An 18,330-nucleotide genomic window follows, 5' to 3' on the forward strand; every position below is an offset into this window, starting at 1 on the left:
ATAATGCCTGGAAACCAGGCATTATTTCTTTATTCTAACTCAATTCGCTTAAAGCACTGCTGAAATTTGAATAGAGCGCATCGATTGATTCTCTGGTATGGATCGCCGAAAGAGCACAACGAAGAATGGCACGACCCTCTTCAACCGTAGGATACATCGCCACGGTTGTCGCAAAGCCACGGCTGTGCATTTTGGCACACATACTGATCGCTTTATCTTCGTTACCAATCAGTATCCCTCTGATTGGCATCGCTGTACCTTTATTGATCACTTCCACATCATTGAAAACTTCATCAAAGTAACGGACTCGATTATTAAGATCCTGCTGTCTGCGCTCAACCACGCCGTTTAAATGGAGATCGGCGGCAGCGACACAAGCTGCGATTCCCGGAAGGCTTGGCGGGCCACCAAAGGTGTAGGTGGTGCCATAGGCTTTGATAAAGTCGATAGTACTTTTATGGTTACAGGCGATATACCCGCCATGTGATCCAAAGGCTTTCGATAACGAGCCAGCGATAATGACCCGATCATCAAGCTTATGATCCAGACATTCCATCACATAGCCTGAGCCATTTTTGCCAAAGATTGAAGTGCCGTGCGCATCATCGATATAAGCATAACCGTTAAACGTGTGCGCCATTTCGACAATAAATTTTACGGGTGCAACGCCGCCCATGGAACCTACGCTGTCTGAAATTGATACTGGTGTTAAGCCGTTTTTATGCGCAAACTCAAAAGCTTCACTAATGGCGTTCTTATCCTGGAAGTCGACGCGTTTAACCTCGCCAAATTGCTGCAACAGACCGCGGTTAATTTGCAATGTAGCATGCGCGGTTTTCTCCATAATAAAATAGGGCGTGTTGCTGAATTTGTATTCAGGTAACTCACCCGAAGCAAGCAATGGCAGCACCGCAAGATGGCAAGGGGTGACGGCGTTAAAGGTTAACGTATGGGCACCAAACATGATTTCCGAAAGTTTGCTTTCCAGCGAGGGGAAAAGGTCGACTTTTATTCTTGTTCTTGCCACCGACAACTGCGCGCCAAAACGTTCGACTGACTCAATAATTGCCTGTTTTAAATCAGGATGAGTCTCCAGCCCCAGATAAGAACAGGAAACAAACTCGGTCATTTTCCTTCCGTCATTCAGGGTAATTTCTTTACCCTCTCTGGAAACGACCGTAAGATCATTGATATTTTCGGAAAAAACCCTGGATTGATATTTATAAGATTTCTCTATCTTCGCTTTCTGCCAGTTACTCATTAAATTTCCTTTTGTAAACACAGACTAACAATGAAACACTTGCCATAATAAAAATGCTGAATCCTAATATTTTATCAAAAGAGAAATGACTCCCTTCCAGGCTAACAAATATCAGGCTAACCGCCCCAGCACTGACGGTTTGGGTAAATCCAGTGATGGCTGATGCAATACCGGTTTTGTTACCTTTTATTTTTAGTGACAAGAACCAGGCACTGGGGTAATAAATGCCTAATGTCACATTATAAATAACCAGAGAAATCAGGTATATGGCGATATTATTAATCGAAAGGAGAAAAGGTATAGCAGTTAAAGCATTGATAATAAACAGAAATAATGGCTTTTCAAAAAAACTAATTTTTGATAGTTGGTTACCAATGATAAAGAAAAGAACAGAGGCGGAAAAAACAAATGAGAATGCTAAAGGGCTTAATTTCAATTCTCCGATAAACAGACCCGGAGATAAAGAGATAAAACAGAAGAGCGAGCTTAGCATCAATGACACCAGCACCGTTCCGGTAATAAAGCTTGGGGTAACGAAGCTCTCACTGCTGGTTTCAGCCTCTATTTTATGAGAAGTTAACTCGCGTGGTGTAAGCAGTACCGTGCCTATACCAAAAATAAACATAAATAAGAAAATGAAATTCCAGTTTAAGTAGCCCAATAAAAATCCACCAAGTAATGGTGCAATCAGGGGAACCACTGCACTTGCTGAAGAGATATCTGAAAGGGTTTTCTTTAAACTTTCCTCAGGAAAGTTATCCTTGGCTAACGCCCTTGAAAGAACCGGGCCAGCGCCGGCTCCCAGAGCCTGAATAAGCCTTCCGATAAATAATCCATTAACATCTTTTGCCAGAAAACACGTCAGGCTCCCTGCGGTAAATATCAGGAAACTCCAGGTCAGAACTTTTAACTTGCCCAGCTTTTCACCAATAAAACCTGCTGCCAGTTGACTCAGGGCATAGATAATCAGAAAACCACTTATCAATAATTGTACATATGTATAAGGTACATCAAATCCTTTTTGAATATCGGGTATTGCCGGAACGATCATATCAGTTGCAAGAGCTGAAACTGATGCCGCAAGAACTAAATAAATGTGAAACCGTGAGTTCATTTTTTAAGCAGTAAGTCCATTTGTAATAAGAAAAACTTATCATAGTAATAATTCTTATCAAATACAAATTTAGTTAATTTAATGTAATTAAATAATAACTTCAGTAAATAGCTGGCGATGTTATATCTTTATTTCTTGAAAAACAGTGTGTTGATGGGTTGTGGTTGTTTTTTGATCTTTTGGTTTTTGTTTTTTTATACTATTTTTATTTATTGATTTCATGAGTTTTTCTGATGATATTGAAATTAAAGCTAATGTGATTGCTCTCTTTTTAAGCTGCGCGGCGTGGCGGCTTATTTCCGCGCGAAGAAAAACATTTGAGCAAACGGCTTAAGTTGGTGCGAAACAAAAAGGTGCCATGGGCAGTCATTTTAGCGTTATGATTTTGCTGATTATTCTTCAGGATGACGACAAATGTTGACCCATTTCCCTCTGCTTGATGTGCAGGAAATCAGCTATTCCCCTGACGGCAGCCCGTTATTGGCTTCGGTATCTCTGACACTGAATGCCGGCGACTTTGTGCTGCTGACTGGCCCTTCCGGCAGTGGGAAAAGTACGCTGCTAAAGATTATCGCCTCGCTGTTAACCCCCACGACGGGCAATATCTTGTTTAACGGCCAGCCGATTATTCAGCTCAAGGCGGAACGCTACCGCCAGCAGGTCTCTTATTGTTTCCAGACGCCGGTACTGTTTGGCGATACGGTGTTTGATAACCTCGCGCTGCCGTGGCAAATCCGCCAGCAGAAAATCGACCGGCATAAACTGCAAAGCTGGCTGCAAAAGGTCAATTTACCAGCAGATATACTGGATAAGACAACCGAACAGCTTTCCGGCGGTGAAAAACAGCGGGTAGCGTTGTTGCGTAACCTGCAATTTTTACCGGATGTTCTGCTACTTGATGAGATTACCAGTGCGCTGGATGAAGAAAACAAACAGATTATTAATCAGCTGGTTGCCAGTCTGGCGGCGGAGCAGGGCGTTGCCGTCGTGTGGATCAGCCACGACGGCGCGGAGATAAGCCAGGCGCAGCGGGTGTTGACGCTGACATCTGCCGGTCTGAGGAGTGAACATGAGCCAGCATAATATTACGAATGATTCCCTGGCGCTGGCGCTGATGCTGGTGGTGATAGCCCTGCTGGTCAGCGGCAAAGAGAAACTGGGGCTGGGTAAAGATATTATCTGGAGCGTGGCGCGGGCGGTTGTTCAGCTGATTATTGTTGGCTATGTGCTGAAGTACATTTTCGACCTCAACAATGGCTGGCTGACGGTGTTGATGGTGCTGTTTATCTGCGTTAATGCCTCGCTTAATGCCCGCAAGCGCAGCAGCAATATTGAAAACGCGTTAGTAATATCGTTTATCGCCATCACCGTCAGTACCACCTCGACGCTGGCGATTCTGGTGCTGAGTGGCTCCATCGAATTTATGCCGATGCAGGTGATCCCGATTTCCGGCATGATTGCCGGTAATGCGATGGTCGCGGTCGGGCTGTGTTACAGCAATCTTAATCAGCGCTTTGCCGATAACCGGCAAAAAATCCTCGAAATGCTGAGTCTTGGGGCATCGGTTAAACTGGCTTCGGCGAAGCTTATCCGCGACAGTATTCGCGCCGCAATGATCCCCACCGTTGATGCAGCCAAAACCGTCGGGCTGGTCAGCCTGCCCGGCATGATGTCGGGACTGATTTTTGCTGGTATCGACCCGGTCAAAGCGATCAAGTATCAGATTATGGTGACCTTTATGTTGCTGGGTACCGCCAGTCTGTCGACTATCATTGCCGGTTACCTGGCTTACCGCCGTTTCTTTAATGCGCGGGCGCAGTTAAATCCGGTGGGTAAGAGCTAGTGGGGGAGCCGTGTTCGGCTCCCGTCCTGATGGCATGCGGGGTGCAAACCTTCGGCACAGGCGGCGAGAACGCCGCCACTACAAAAAAACGGATACTACCACCCTGGCACTGCGCCACCATTAAAGATCTTCTCCGCCGCTTGTGCGACTTCCGGTGACTGATAAGCCTTGACGAAATTCTGTACATTGGGCGCGTCTTTATTCTCTTCGCGCGACACCACGATATTGACATAGGGCGACTGTTTATCTTCGATAAACACGCTATCGCGCACCGGGTTCAGGCCGGTTTGTTGAAGATACGTGGTGCTGATAATCGCCACCGTAACCTGCGCATCATCCAGCACGCGCGGTAGCTGAGCGCCTTCCAGCTCGATTATTTTCAGATGCAGCGGATTTTCGACAATATCCACGGTGGTTGGCAGCAGCCCGGTATCGGCTTTCAGTTTGATTAGCTTCTCTTTTTGCAACAGCAGCAGCGCCCGGCCAAGATTGGTCGGATCAAGAGGAACTGCAATGGTATCGCCCTCTTTTAGCTGAGAAACCTGTTTAATTTTCTTCGAATAACCGGCCATAGGAAACACGAAGGTATTGCCCACCGCCACCAGCTGATAACCGTGGGCTTTATTATCCTGCTCAAGGAAAGGGCGATGCTGAAACACATTGGCATCCAGCTCACCGTGCGCGGTGGGATCGTTTGGCAGTAAAGAACCACTAAAGCCGACCAGCTCGACATCCAGCCCATATTTTTCTTTGGCGACCTGCTTTGCAACTTCCGCAACATCCTGCTCGGCGCCATTAATCACGCCGACCTTGATGTGGTTATTATCATTTTTATGCTGATCGCAGCCGCTGACCAGTAAGCCCACCAGCAAGGCGGCAACAGTTGCTGGTTTAACCAGTGAAAATTTCACGTTTTTTCCTTAAATTCAGACAGGTAGCTGCTCTAAACAACCGTAAAAACGTGGCAGAGTCAACGGCGCGCTTATGCCAAAATAGCACCGGTTATAAGTAATAATTGTAAGGCCGTGCCGGAAGTGACGCTTTTGCCTGATGGCGCGAATATTCACGCGTTAAACAGCAAAAAAAGTCACCTGCTGGTAAGCAGATGACTTTGCTAATCTAAACGGACTTAGCGGGTCGGATGATTCACTTCCAGTGGGCGCAGATCAAAGAACAGCACTTCTGCGTTGTCACCGTTGCTGAATGTCAGGGTATCTTCTTCACGAACCCGTGCGCCGTCGCCGGTTCTGAATTCGATGCCGTTAACCGTGATACTGCCGCGCGCCACCTGAATCCAGCCATAGCGATTCTCTGCAAGGGTAACGGTTTGCTGCTCATCACCATCAAACAGACCGCTGTAAATCTTGATATCCTGGCGGATACGCAATGAATTCTGCTGGCCGTCCGGTGAGGCAATCAGACGCAGCTTGCCGCGTTTTTCTTCTGCCGGAATCGATACCTGCTGATAGCCCGGCTCAGTGCCTTTTTCAGACGGCACCACCCAGATTTGCAGGAAGTGAACGCCTTCGGTGGCTGAGTGGTTAAATTCGCTGTGCGTCACGCCGGAACCGGCACTCATCAGCTGAACATCACCAGGGACAATCACCGAACCGGTACCCATCGAATCTTTATGCTCCAGTGCGCCTTCCAGCACGTAAGAGATAATCTCCATATTGCTGTGCGGGTGAGCACCAAAACCGCGGGACGCTGCCACCTGGTCATCGTTAATCACCAGCAGATCGGAGAAGCCGGTCTGTTTTGGATCCCAGTAGCTGGCAAAAGAGAAGGTGTGGCGGGAGTGCAGCCAGCCGTGATCACCCAGTCCGCGTTGTTCTGAAAGTCGTTGCTCGATCATGGTGTGCTCCTGAAATGTTCTTCGTTAATCAGAGTGAAGTGCGCTTGCGCTTCCGATGAACAAAGATTACACGTAAACTGATTTGTTCAACAATGGGCTGAAATGACAATGACTGTCACGTTTTGGTGGACAATATGCAGACGGAAGATTTGACGATTTTTCTGGCAGTGGTGAAAGCCGGGAGCTTTACCGCCGCAGCAGAGCAAGTGCTGCTGTCCAAACAGTATGTCAGCCGCCGGATGGCGGCGCTTGAAGCCTCGCTCGGCGTGCGTCTGTTGATACGCAATACCCGTAAACTCTCTGTTACCGAAGCGGGGCAGCTGTTTTCCCGCCACGCCCAGCGCATTCTTGATGATATTCATGAAGCGGAACAGGCGGTCTCAGAGCGCCGTCAGGAGCTGCATGGCTCGTTCAGAATCAGCATGCCGATGTCATTTGGTATGAGCCACCTTTCACCGCTGATCGCCGGATTTTTGCGTCAGCATCCGGCGGTGCAGTTTCAGGTTGAGCTGGCTGACCGATATGTGGATGTGGTGGGTGAAGGTTTTGATATTGCAATACGCATTGGCACGCTGGCTGATTCAACACTGATTGCCCGTCGTCTCGGCGAACTGAAACGCGTTATCTGCGGCAGCCCGGACTATTTCAGCCGCGCCGGGCACCCGGAAAACCCGTCAGCGCTGCTGAATCACGCCTGCCTGCGTTACGGGCGGGAAGGGCAGAACGGCTGGGAACTGCTCCAGGACGGCAAACGCAAGATGTTTGATGTGCGCGGTCCGGTGGTCAGTAATAATGGCGAAGTGTTGCGTGATGCCGCGGTGGCCGGGCTGGGGCTGGTGTTATTGCCGGAGTTTATTGTCGGTCCGGCGATTCAGCGCGGTGAACTGGTGACGGTACTGGAAGCTTTCCAGCCTGCGCCGCTGGGGCTTTATGCGGTTTATTCACAGCACCGTCAGCGCAGCGAAATCAACCGAACCTTCCTGACATACCTTGAGGAACAGCTGAAAACGTCGCAGCTGTTTTAACGGTTGCCGATCGCGCCTCGGGAACTAAAACGCCACTGTTTGCACTACCCCGAGGCAGAATGTGTAAAATAGCGGCTACCAGAGCCTGTCTGATAAGGAAGCCCGTGATGAAACCAAAGTCTGTGACCCTGTACGATGTGGCAGAATATGCCAGCGTCTCTTACCAGACCGTTTCGCGCGTGATCAACCAGGCCAGCCACGTTTCCGATAAAACGCGGCTGAAAGTTGAAGCGGCGATGAATGCGCTGAACTATGTGCCAAACCGCGTTGCGCAGCAGCTGGCGGGCAAACTCAGTCATACCATCGGGCTGGCCACCACCAATCTTTCGCTGCATGCGCCGTCGCAGATCGTCGCGGCAATTAAATCCAAAGCGGGAGAAATGCAGTTTAACGTGGTGATCTCGATGATTGAACAGCCAGGGCTGGAAGCGAGTAAAGCGGCGGTAAACAGCCTGCTTTCTCAGCGGGTGGACGGGCTTATCGTTAATATTCCGCTGGAAGATGCGGAGGCACTGGAGATTCAGCGGCGCTGCGGCGAGGTTCCGGCGCTTTTTCTGGATGTTTCACCGTCGTTAGCCGCCGATCATATTGTTTTCGATCCAACAATGGGCGCTGCGCTCGGCGTTGAGCACCTTGTCGGCTTGGGCCACCAGAAGATTGCATTACTGACCGGGCCGCTCAGCTCGATCTCGGCGCGTTTGCGTTTCGAAGGCTGGCAGCAGTGTCTTGCGGCGCATCAGTTAACCGCTGCCGCGATTATGCATGGCGACTGGAGCTCCCTTTCGGGTTATCAGCAAGTGCTCCAGTTATTGCGCGACGGGGAAAACCCGGGCGCGATTCTGGTGGCAAATGATCAGATGGCGCTGGGTGCGCTGCGGGCGTTGTCAGAGTTTGGCCTGGCGGTACCCACCGATGTGTCAGTGGTCGGTTATGACGATACCGAAGACAGCGCCTGTTTTATTCCCCCCCTGACCACCATCAAGCAGGATTTCAAAGCGTTAGGCCAGGTTAGCGTCGACCATCTGCTGGCGTTGATCAGGGAAGAAGAGATTGAGCCGGAAATCTTGCCGGTCACTCTGGTTGAGCGACAAACTACCGCCGCACCTTCTGCCATCACGCCACATCTGCTGGCGGAGGCGCTTTCGCGTCTGGCTAAGCAGGTTGCGCGCCTGAAATAATCCGGCTTCCATCCCGAAGAGCGGCGTTCTCGCCGCCCATGCCCCGGCCATCAGAACGAGAGCCAGTCCAATTTGCGGCAATCCGCAGTTTATTTGTGACGACTATCACCGAATAACCTTAATCAGCTTTACAGCGTAGTTAGCCAAAATCATATTACTTTAAAATTGTGAGCGCATCGCAATATGTTAAAGGAACCCGACGATGACTAACAACGCTATTCATTTAAACGCCATTCTGCAACGCCGTGACTGGGAAAATCCCGCCGTAACTCAGTTGAATCAGCTGAATGCCCACCCGCCATTTGCCAGCTGGCGCTCTGCCGAACAGGCGCGAGATGACGCCGCTTCCACTTCATTGCGGAGTCTGAACGGCGAGTGGCAATTCAGCTACTTCTCACAACCCGAAGCGGTGCCTGCCAGCTGGGTCAATGGCGATCTGGACGATGCGCATTCGCTGACGGTGCCTTCCAACTGGCAGATGCTGGGTTATGACGCGCCAATTTATACCAATGTCACCTATCCAATCCCGGTCAATCCGCCATTTGTCCCGCAGGAAAATGCCACTGGATGTTACTCGCTCACATTTGATGTCGATGCAGGCTGGCTGGCCGCCGGACAGACGCGTATTGTATTCGATGGCGTCAATTCAGCGTTTTATTTGTGGTGTAACGGCGAGTGGATCGGTTACGCCCAGGACAGCCGTCTGCCTTCCGAATTTGACCTGAGCGCGGTGTTAAAGCCGTCCGGCAACCGTATTGCGGTGATGGTGCTGCGCTGGAGTGACGGTTCTTATCTGGAAGATCAGGATATGTGGCGTATGAGCGGCATCTTCCGTGATGTGTCGCTGTTGCATAAACCTGAGACTCGCCTGAGCGATGTGCGGCTGGTGACGCATCTTAATGAAGATTTCAGTCGCGCCGAGCTGGAAGCATTAGTGGTGGTTGAAGGCGAAGCACTGGCTGACCTGCAAATCGGCGTCCAGTTGTGGCGCGGCGACCAGCTGGTTGCTGAGCAGCAGCAGGTTATCGGCAGCGAGATTATTGATGAGCGCGGTGCTTACCACGATCGTACTACGTTGAAATTACCGCTGGATCGCCCGCTGCTGTGGAGTGCCGAAACGCCTGAGCTCTATCGCGGCGTGGTGGTATTAAAGCGCGGTGAAGAGGTGATTGAAGCCGAGGCTTATGATGTCGGTTTTCGTCAGGTGGACATCAGTGGCGGGCTGCTGAAGGTCAATGGTAAGCCGCTGCTGATTCGCGGAACCAATCGTCATGAACATCATCCGGAAAACGGTCAGGTCATGGATGTCGAGACCATGCGTCGCGATATCCTGTTGATGAAACAGCATAATTTTAACGCGGTGCGCTGCTCACATTATCCTAATCATCCAATGTGGTATCGCCTGTGTGACCAGTATGGACTGTACGTGGTGGATGAAGCGAACATTGAAACCCACGGTATGGTGCCAATGAATCGCTTAAGTGACGATCCGCGCTGGCTTCCGGCGATGACTGAACGTGTCACCCGCATGGTGGTGCGTGACCGCAATCATCCGTCGATCATTATCTGGTCACTGGGTAACGAATCCGGTCATGGCAGTAATCATGACGCGCTGTATAACTGGATCAAGTCAAACGATCCGACGCGGCCGGTGCAGTACGAAGGTGGCGGTGCCAACAGTGCGGCTACCGACATTATCTGCCCAATGTACGCCCGTGTGGATCAGGATCAGCCGCATCCGCAGGTGCCAAAATGGTCGATCAAAAAATGGATTGGCTTGCCGGACGAGCAACGCCCGTTGATCCTTTGTGAATACGCCCACGCCATGGGCAACAGCTTTGGCGGCTTCCATAAATACTGGGAAGCATTCCGTCAGCATCCGCGTTTGCAGGGGGGGTTTGTCTGGGACTGGGTGGATCAGTCACTGATTAAGCGCGATGAGAATGGCCAGCCTTTCTCCGCCTACGGCGGCGATTTTGGCGATACACCTAACGACCGCCAGTTCTGCATGAATGGTCTGGTGTTTGCCGATCGTACCCCGCATCCGGCGCTGTATGAAGCACAGCAGGTGCAACAGTTCTTCCAGTTTCGTCTGCTGACCGACAGCAACCCCGCACTGGAGGTGACCAGCGAGTATCTGTTCCGTCACAGTGATAACGAACGTCTGGTGTGGAAGGTAAAACTGGAAGGTGAAGTGCTCGCCAGCGGTGAAGTGACGCTGGATATCGCGCCACAAGGCCAGCAGCTTATCGAACTGAATTTGCCGACCGCAACTCGCAGTGGTCAGCTGTGGCTGAATGTCGAAGTGCAGCAGATTGATGCCACAGACTGGAGCGATGCCGGACATGTCTGCGCCTGGCAGCAGTGGCGTCTGCCAGAATTATTAACTGAGCCGGTGAAGCCCGCGCACGGTGAAAGTCCGCAGCTGGAAAGCAGTGAGCACGCTTTCGATATCCGTCATGGCGCGCAGCACTGGCAGTTCAGTCGCACCAGCGGCTTGCTTACACAGTGGAAAAGCGCTGACAACAATCTGCTGCTGACGCCATTGCAGGATCAGTTTACCCGCGCGCCGCTGGATAACGATATCGGCGTCAGCGAAGTGACGCGTATTGATCCAAATGCCTGGGTGGAGCGCTGGAAAGCGGCGGGTATGTATGAAATGGAATCCCGGCTGGTGAGCTGTGAAGCCGAAACTTTGCATAATGAGGTGCAGCTGCGCACCGTCCACAGCTGGATTGCGCAGGGTAAAACCTTGTTTATCAGCCGCAAAACTTATCGCATTAATCAGCAGGGTCAGTTGCAGATTAGCGTCGATGTGGAGGTGGCGTATGGCGTGCCTGCTCCGGCGCGTATCGGCCTGACTTGCCAGCTGGCAGAGGTTCAGCCGCAGGTGAGCTGGCTTGGCCTCGGACCGCATGAAAACTACCCGGATCGCCTCGCGTCAGCACGCTATGACCGCTGGCAGCGCCCGCTTGCAGAGATGTATACGCCCTATGTTTTCCCGACTGAGAACGGTCTGCGCTGCGGCACGACACAGCTGGAATATGGTGACAACCAGTGGCGCGGTAATTTCCACTTTAATATCAGCCGCTACAGCCAACAGCAGTTGCTTGAAGCCTCGCACCGCCATCTGTTACAGGAAGAGCAGGGCAGCTGGCTGAATATCGACGGTTTCCACATGGGAGTGGGCGGCGATGACTCCTGGAGTCCCAGCGTCTCGCCTGAGTTTTTATTACAGGAACAACATTACCACTACACAGTGAACTGGGCGCGTAACTAACCGGCCCGGTTTCTCAGGGGCAGGCGTCAGTCTGCCCACTGTACCCTAAGGATAAAAACCATGTACTACTTAAAAAACAGCAATTTCTGGATGTTCGGGCTGTTCTTCTTTTTCTACTTTTTTATTATGGGAGCCTACTTTCCCTTCTTCCCGATTTGGCTGCATGATATTAACCATGTCAGCAAAAGTGATACCGGGATTATCTTTGCCTGTATCTCGTTCTTTTCGCTGTTGTTCCAGCCAATTTTTGGTCTGCTTTCCGATAAGCTGGGCCTGAAAAAACATCTGCTGTGGTTTATTACCATCATGCTGGTGATGTTTGCGCCTTTCTTTATTTATGTGTTTGGGCCGTTGTTGCAAACCAATCTGCTGCTCGGTTCAATTATCGGCGGCATCTACCTGGGCTTTATCTATAATGGCGGAGCGCCAGCGATTGAGGCCTATATCGAAAAGGTCAGCCGTCGCAGCGAGTTTGAATTTGGCCGCGCCCGTCTGTTTGGCTGCATCGGCTGGGCGCTGTGTGCTTCTATCGCCGGCATTATGTTTACCATTAATAATCAGTTTGTTTTCTGGCTGGGCTCGGGTTGTGCAGTCATCCTCGCCATTCTGCTGTTTATGGCGAAGCCGCAGACGCAGCCGTCGGCGGAAGTGGCGAACTCTTTAGGGGCTAACCACTCGCCGTTTAAATTCCGTCTGGCACTGGAGTTGTTTAAGCAACCGAAACTGTGGTTTTTGTCGCTGTATGTGGTCGGCGTGTCCTGCACCTATGATGTGTTTGATCAGCAGTTTGCCAACTTCTTTACCTCATTTTTCAGCACCAACGATCAGGGGACCCGTGTCTTTGGCTATGTCACCACCATGGGCGAACTGCTTAATGCTAGCATCATGTTCTTTGCCCCGCTGATTGTTAACCGGATTGGCGGTAAGAATGCGTTGCTGCTGGCAGGGATGATTATGTCGGTACGCATTATCGGCTCTTCATTTGCCACTACGGCAACAGAAGTGGTGATTTTGAAAACTCTGCATATGTTTGAGATTCCATTCCTGATTGTCGGATGCTTTAAATACATCACCAGCCAGTTTGAAGTCCGTTTCTCAGCCACCATTTATCTGGTCTGTTTCTGCTTTTTCAAACAACTGGCAATGATTTTCATGTCGCTGTTTGCCGGATATATGTATGACCGCGTCGGCTTCCATGGTGCCTACCTGGTACTGGGGCTGGTGGCGCTGTCGTTTACCGTGCTGTCGGTCTTTACCTTGTCCGGTGACGGACCGCTGACCGTGCTGCGCTCATTCGGTAAACAAAAACAGAAAATGGCATAAGTGTGAGGGAGCCACGTTCCCGGCTAGCCGGGGCGTGGTTTCGGGGCTGTATTAAATCGATTCTCGTGGCAGCCAGGGGCTGGGAACATAGACGGTATTTTTGTGCGCGTCGCCGTTGATAATATGCAATGCGCTCAATCGTCCAATTTCATAATGGGGAAGTTGCACCGTCGATAGCGGCGGCAGAAACAGATCGCCAATCCCTACCATATTATCGTACCCAAGGACGGCCACATCTTCAGGTATACGCACGCCCTGGGCTAACAGCGTCTGATAAACCAGAAATGCCATGCGATCATTGCCACAAATAACGGAATCGAAAGCCGGGTTTCCCTGCGAGAAATTGGCCAGCACCATGGCGGGGATATCACGATAATGTTCGTCCCCTAACTCCATATAGCAGTGAGTCAACCGGTCTGGATCGATATCAGCTTCGCGACAGGCTTGTTCCAGCCCCTGACGTCGGCGCGCGGCGGCAATGTGATTTGCCGGTAAGTGCAGGCAGAGCGGATGACGATACCCCGCCGCCATTAACGCCCTGACGCCATCATATTGCCCCTGTTGATCATCCGGAATATAGCTGGCGACTGCCTCGTGCAGGCTTTCGCAGTTGGCAAGCACACAGGGAAGAGTGAGCAGTTTGGCGGGGACCGGCACCTGACGCAGCCCCATGGTGGTGTAAATAATGCCGCCAGGGCGGTGGGACAGCAGCAGATCGACAATCATCTCCGGGCAGTCGTCAGAGAACATATTCACGACGAAGCTGTTCCAGCCATGTGCCCTGGCGGTTTCTTCAATGGAAAGGGTTATCTCTACTGAGAACGGAGTGGTAACGGTATCCAGCGCCAGCACGCCGATAGTGTTTTGCGTCGCGTGCGAACCTCGCACTTTTTTAGCTGAAATATCGGGGACATAGTTAAGTTTATCGATGGCAGCCTGCACGCGGGTCAGGGTATCAGCTCTGAGCCTTTCCGGGGTGTTTAACGCCCGTGATACTGTCATCAATGAAACATTGGCGAGTTTCGCCACATCTTTTAACGATGCCATAAATATCTGTCCTGGTTACGCGCAATCTTAGCCTGAGCCACTGATACTATTCTGACGCCGCAGTGATGCTAAGTCACTATATTCTCGAGGACAAGGCTGTTCAGGCTGCATTTTGCGGATGCTAACCCGTGATGACAATAACCGGAATACATATCAGGAATGAGGAGCCAGAACCTGGCTTTGACTTAACGTTGATTTTCCCATTGAATATTTTAACGTAACTCTTGATTATCGTCAGTCCCAAACCAAGGCCTTGTCGCGTTTCTTTTTCAGCCCCCTGATTAAAAGGGTGATAAAGCGACGCCAGATTTTTTATATCAAAGCCACATCCATTGTCTTGCACACGCATATAAAGGCGTGAGTTTAATAATTTAACTGTCAGGATTATCGTTCCGTTTTGGGTGTTTTTGTTAGCGTTGTCAATGAGGTTTATTATGATTGAGAGCAGCTTTTGTTTATCGGCGTTGATGATTTTCTTGTCAGAGTTGCTTTTGACTATCAATTGGTTTTTGTTTTTTTCTTCGCAGAATACTCTGGCTTCATTTACCAAATCTTCTATAAAAAATCGCAAGTTATTGAGCTCTGAATTTCCAATTTCAATTTTAGAATACTCCAGTATCTCTCTGGTTTGATGAAATATTTTATTTGAGTGAAGTTTGATAGTGCTGATGTATTTATCTGCCATAACAACATTACTGTGTACATCGATCATTTCAGATGATATTTGTATTTTTTGAATTGAACCAGAAAGCTCATGGTAGATTGCTGAAATAAAGATGTTCTTTTTCAGTAAGGTATCCTTGAGCTTTGTAATGTGTCGCCATAAAAGCATAATAAGTATAAAGGAAAGAACTATGCACAGCAGGGAATAAAACTCAGTATCAGACGAGTTATCTTTTATAATGTCTTTAGTTCTGTTGAAATTTCTTATCTGGATTCTGTAGGCAACTTCCTGAATATCAAGTAGGGTAGAGTGCATCTTATTCATATAAGCAATAGCATCAGAGGTTAGATCTATGCTATCAACGTTATCAGCATACAACACGCTCAGTTCACTACTTTGCAATTTTATTTTATAAATTAAGGTAAGGAAATACGTATCATGAAAAAACGATTCGTGATTATTTGATTTGTTTTCAAGGATCATTATTTTTGAATCAAATATTTTCTTTTTGAGTAAAAAATCGTCGTTTTTCATCGGGGAGAGTAAAGCAACTTTCATGCGTTCAAAAGAAAGGAATAAAACTTCAGCAGCAGAATAGTTATCAAGATTTGGCTCTATAGTATTATATTGTTCTTTAATGCCATTGAATTTATTGGTTGTGATAAATATTATAGTGAGGAATGACAGGATCAAAATCAGAATGTAGAAATATTTTATTTTCATTCTATGATCTCAAGTGTTTTAATCTGCCAGACGGTTTTTGCATTCACATCCAGTGTTTCCAGCTCAGGATAATCATCTCTGGGATAAATGATGACGTAGGGACCGAGTGCAGAAATATCAATATAACTGCCATTCTTTTTATAAGCCAGTATTACATTATATTGTAAAAGCTCCGCAACCGGCATGGTATAGCTGTAATCATCCCACGCAAAAACGCGTATCTCTCCCGAGCCGATGGCATAATTTTCAGCCAGCTCGCTGAATCTGACGCCGGTAAAAACACTTAATGGCGTAAAGTTCGTTGACGTCCTTATCTCAGAAGACGGCATTTGTTCCAAATCAGCGGTGGTGATGCTGATTTCATTCCCGTTATTGATTAACCTGAACGAGTTTTCATGCGCTAAACACAGGGTGCTGAAGGCCAGTGCCATGGCTAACAGGATGGCGTTTGTCATAGGATGTTCTTAGCCTTTTTTAAAATCAGCTGTCCAAATTCATCGAGACCTGAGGATTTCCATCCCCGCCGCTGATAAAAAATTTCCGCTTTTGAACCTTGATCAGTCGTCAGACTAATTTCTGCGACGCCTTGTTCAAAAAACCATTGAGTCACCCGCTCAAGTATTGTTGAACCAATCCCCTGATTATGGAATTCTGGTTTTACAAACAGCGCTCCAATAAGAGGTTCAGGGATAAAGATACCAAAGCCGTATCCGACGTACTCTTCACCTGATTTACAGATCCAGCCACCTGCCTGATTTATATCCTCTATTGCCTGATCTCTAAGCAAATACTGGATTTGGTGACTGTGGACCACATTCTCTCGTACTGAGAATCTTATCTCGTAAATTTCTTTGAGATGTTGTTCTTGTAGTTTATGAAAAGTAATGTCCATTTACGATCCTCAATCTTTGAAAAATAGATTATTCAGCAGTATAGACGATATGATGAATGTCCTTGTTGGTTTTTCAATAACATCCACGCCATATTTCATTATCGTTTCACCAATTTCTCTTTCATGTCGATTTAGTTGTCCTGTTAGCAGGATGATTGTACAAGCTTCATTGATATCTCTGATGGCATTGATAACCTTTTCAGAGTTCATTCCGTAATCTAATAGCCAGTCAATAATGAAACAATCAAAAGGCTGTTTTTTTATCGCCTCCAGTATTTCATCTCTATTCTGAAATGTTTGCGCGTCTATGCCAAATCTTGCTGAAACGGATTTTAGGAGTTCAAGTAGCTCTGCATCATTATCCAGTATGGCGATTTTAGGGGCGGGTAAGAAATCAAGCTTTCTGACTCTATAAGCATTTTCACTATTAATTTTGATATTAGTGTTTATGATATAGTTATCGTTGTAATTGATAGCGTAGTTTACCCCTTGCTCGATAAATTCTGCGATTTCTGTCTCAATCTCTACATTGCATCTTACATGCATGTCATTCATTATAAAAACACAATTGTATTCCCGTCCACCATCAAATGACTCGTTAAAATAGCGATATATCTTTTTGATTTCAACTAGCGTAATGCTTCGTTTACCATCAATTTTTTGCTTGGCACTGTTATATTTTATGCCAAGAACCTCGGCTATCGTTGAGGATTGTTTTCTTTTATCAATACCTCTCCGTGCAAGTAACTCCTGGATTTTTTGTATGTTCGTTTGTTTAATGTTCATGATTATTGTTTATTCTATAAATTATGTTATTTGTTAATAATTAGTGTATATGTGCATTTGTCAATAAATCGTACACCATTGTCAGGAGTGTGAAAATTACTTTTTTAATGCTATAGGGTGTTGATATTAATGACAATTAACCAATATCTTCAATTCAGATAAAAATAACACTCAAAAGACACTCGATAAGTGATTATTTTTGGTGTTAGTATGATTTTAAACTAAGAGGAAATAAAAAAATGAAGTGATAAGTCCAGGAAGACATGCCAATACCAGGGAATGTTTTATTGCTTAACACCAGGGAAATTCAATTAAAAACGCACTTTTTCCATAAATTTTGAAAAAGAGAGTCAGTCCGGGGGCAGTTAACCAGAAACTAACCCTGAGTGTTTAGGGTCAGCTGGAGTGGAGGATCAAGACACGGCACATGCAAATTAAGAAGGAAAATAAAACCACGCGGTTTTCATCTGGCTGTTTTCAACCTCGAAAACGGCCACGCTTTCCAGAGGCTCAGGTGCCAGACCATAGATTGATATAATACTCTCTTAAACCCACCTTACCGACTGTTGATGCTTTAGATGACGCCGTCAGCAGCAGGCAGACCATCGTATCGAAAAATGATAAGGAACAGCAGAGCGCAAGTTTGGTAGTAAGCTTTTACGAAAATTTTTTCGCCTGTTCATGTGTGCATAGCGCTATGCGTACGGCGCGATACGAACACACTAAATGCCTCTCTAATCCCCCAAAACATAAGATTGATAGCATCCTTGATCTCATCCGCATATTCCCCAAGATCCGCGAGAACTTCACCAATCATCTCAACAGGAACACGCGATAGCTCAGTCGTGATCAGCCGATAATCTTCGCCGTCGATGCGAATCTGAGGGAACAGCATTTTATTCACTTTCTCAGACAGGTGATGCGCTTCGATAAGCGGAATGACCATGCGTCGTTTTGGCGTCTCGACAATATCACTCTGTACATCGACAAGCATTTTATAGTGGCTGGCTCGTTTGTATTGATAAACAATGAATTGCATGATCACCAGTTCCTGTTTTCATCCGCAAAGGAACCATTCTGTGCGATAAATCTCGCAACTTCTTCCATCCCTTCGCGGTTTTCCGTCTTCCACTGTTCAGCCTTTATACGGCGGGCTTCTTTGCTAATGGCATCATTCACCAGTCCAGAGATATTGACTCCGGCAGCACTCAAAACTTTGGACTGACCCCACCCCGGCAAACGCACTAACAGGCTAAGTGGACTGACCCCACGCCAGTAGACAAATTCTGTCCTCACGACGAGGCCTGTTCAAAGGCCTGCGGACTGACGCCGCCGAGAT

The 18,330-nt window shown here is 48.1% G+C and carries 17 protein-coding genes; 6 read left to right on the forward strand and 11 right to left on the reverse strand.

Features of this window, described 5'->3' with window-relative positions:
- Positions 1–34 precede the first annotated feature (34 nt).
- Both NG42_RS10315 and NG42_RS10320 read right to left on the reverse strand, forming a co-directional pair.
- The gene (locus NG42_RS10315) at positions 35–1,261 is read right to left on the reverse strand and encodes an aminotransferase class I/II-fold pyridoxal phosphate-dependent enzyme (RefSeq protein ID WP_052899213.1); all 1,227 of its coding nucleotides are present in this window, start codon (positions 1,259–1,261) and stop codon (positions 35–37) included.
- Positions 1,254–2,375, reverse strand: coding sequence for an MFS transporter (locus NG42_RS10320; protein WP_052899214.1), 1,122 nt, complete (start codon positions 2,373–2,375; stop codon positions 1,254–1,256). The genes NG42_RS10315 and NG42_RS10320 overlap by 8 nt, the downstream gene beginning before the upstream one ends.
- Before the next feature lie 414 nt (positions 2,376–2,789).
- Here NG42_RS10320 and fetA point away from each other — a divergent pair, with 414 nt between their 5' ends.
- On the forward strand, positions 2,790–3,458 hold the full coding sequence (gene fetA, locus NG42_RS10325; protein ID WP_052899215.1) for an iron efflux ABC transporter ATP-binding subunit FetA: 669 nt from the start codon (positions 2,790–2,792) through the stop codon (positions 3,456–3,458).
- A complete protein-coding gene (gene fetB / locus NG42_RS10330; protein WP_052899216.1) occupies positions 3,445–4,218 on the forward strand; it encodes an iron efflux ABC transporter permease subunit FetB in 774 nt (257 codons plus the stop codon). The genes fetA and fetB overlap by 14 nt, the downstream gene beginning before the upstream one ends.
- A 95-nt stretch (positions 4,219–4,313) precedes the next feature.
- On the opposite strand, the gene nlpA is transcribed toward fetB, so the two are convergent.
- Positions 4,314–5,129 (reverse strand): lipoprotein NlpA, encoded by an 816-nt coding sequence (gene nlpA, locus NG42_RS10335; RefSeq protein WP_052899217.1) that lies wholly within the window; start codon positions 5,127–5,129, stop codon positions 4,314–4,316.
- A gap of 218 nt (positions 5,130–5,347) precedes the next feature.
- On the reverse strand, positions 5,348–6,073 hold the full coding sequence (locus tag NG42_RS10340) for a pirin family protein (RefSeq protein ID WP_052899218.1): 726 nt from the start codon (positions 6,071–6,073) through the stop codon (positions 5,348–5,350).
- A gap of 134 nt (positions 6,074–6,207) precedes the next feature.
- On the opposite strand from NG42_RS10340, the gene NG42_RS10345 reads away from it, so the two are divergent.
- From NG42_RS10345 to NG42_RS10360, 4 genes are all read left to right on the forward strand, one after another.
- On the forward strand, positions 6,208–7,098 hold the full coding sequence (locus NG42_RS10345; RefSeq protein WP_052899219.1) for a LysR family transcriptional regulator: 891 nt from the start codon (positions 6,208–6,210) through the stop codon (positions 7,096–7,098).
- Between the two features lie 107 nt (positions 7,099–7,205).
- Complete coding sequence (locus NG42_RS10350; protein WP_052899220.1) at positions 7,206–8,276, forward strand: LacI family DNA-binding transcriptional regulator; 1,071 nt, start codon at positions 7,206–7,208, stop codon at positions 8,274–8,276.
- Between the two features lie 202 nt (positions 8,277–8,478).
- Positions 8,479–11,556, forward strand: a complete 3,078-nt coding sequence (locus tag NG42_RS10355; RefSeq protein WP_052899221.1) for a beta-galactosidase — start codon at positions 8,479–8,481, stop codon at positions 11,554–11,556.
- A gap of 60 nt (positions 11,557–11,616) precedes the next feature.
- Positions 11,617–12,879 (forward strand): MFS transporter, encoded by a 1,263-nt coding sequence (locus NG42_RS10360; RefSeq protein ID WP_052899222.1) that lies wholly within the window; start codon positions 11,617–11,619, stop codon positions 12,877–12,879.
- Positions 12,880–12,930: 51 nt separating this feature from the next.
- On the opposite strand, the gene NG42_RS10365 is transcribed toward NG42_RS10360, so the two are convergent.
- From NG42_RS10365 to ccdA, 7 genes are all read right to left on the reverse strand, one after another.
- Entirely contained in the window at positions 12,931–13,926 is a 996-nt protein-coding gene (locus tag NG42_RS10365) for a LacI family DNA-binding transcriptional regulator (RefSeq protein WP_052899223.1), read from the reverse strand.
- A 121-nt stretch (positions 13,927–14,047) separates the two neighbouring features.
- Positions 14,048–15,313 (reverse strand): sensor histidine kinase, encoded by a 1,266-nt coding sequence (locus tag NG42_RS10370; protein WP_052899224.1) that lies wholly within the window; start codon positions 15,311–15,313, stop codon positions 14,048–14,050.
- Complete coding sequence (locus tag NG42_RS10375) at positions 15,310–15,768, reverse strand: putative pterin-binding protein (protein ID WP_052899225.1); 459 nt, start codon at positions 15,766–15,768, stop codon at positions 15,310–15,312. Before NG42_RS10375 ends, NG42_RS10370 begins: the two co-directional genes overlap by 4 nt.
- Positions 15,765–16,205, reverse strand: coding sequence for a GNAT family N-acetyltransferase (locus NG42_RS10380; RefSeq protein WP_052899226.1), 441 nt, complete (start codon positions 16,203–16,205; stop codon positions 15,765–15,767). Before NG42_RS10380 ends, NG42_RS10375 begins: the two co-directional genes overlap by 4 nt.
- A gap of 9 nt (positions 16,206–16,214) precedes the next feature.
- Positions 16,215–16,991, reverse strand: coding sequence for a helix-turn-helix domain-containing protein (locus tag NG42_RS10385; RefSeq protein ID WP_072133200.1), 777 nt, complete (start codon positions 16,989–16,991; stop codon positions 16,215–16,217).
- A gap of 679 nt (positions 16,992–17,670) precedes the next feature.
- Positions 17,671–18,030: a type II toxin-antitoxin system toxin CcdB gene (gene ccdB, locus NG42_RS10390; protein WP_053115738.1), complete on the reverse strand. Its 360-nt coding sequence runs from the start codon at positions 18,028–18,030 to the stop codon at positions 17,671–17,673.
- Between the two features lie 2 nt (positions 18,031–18,032).
- Positions 18,033–18,242, reverse strand: a complete 210-nt coding sequence (gene ccdA, locus NG42_RS10395) for a type II toxin-antitoxin system antitoxin CcdA (protein WP_052899238.1) — start codon at positions 18,240–18,242, stop codon at positions 18,033–18,035.
- Between the last annotated feature and the right edge of the window lie 88 nt (positions 18,243–18,330).

The organism is Winslowiella iniecta (genome assembly GCF_001267535.1).
GTDB classification, from domain to species: domain Bacteria; phylum Pseudomonadota; class Gammaproteobacteria; order Enterobacterales; family Enterobacteriaceae; genus Erwinia; species Erwinia iniecta.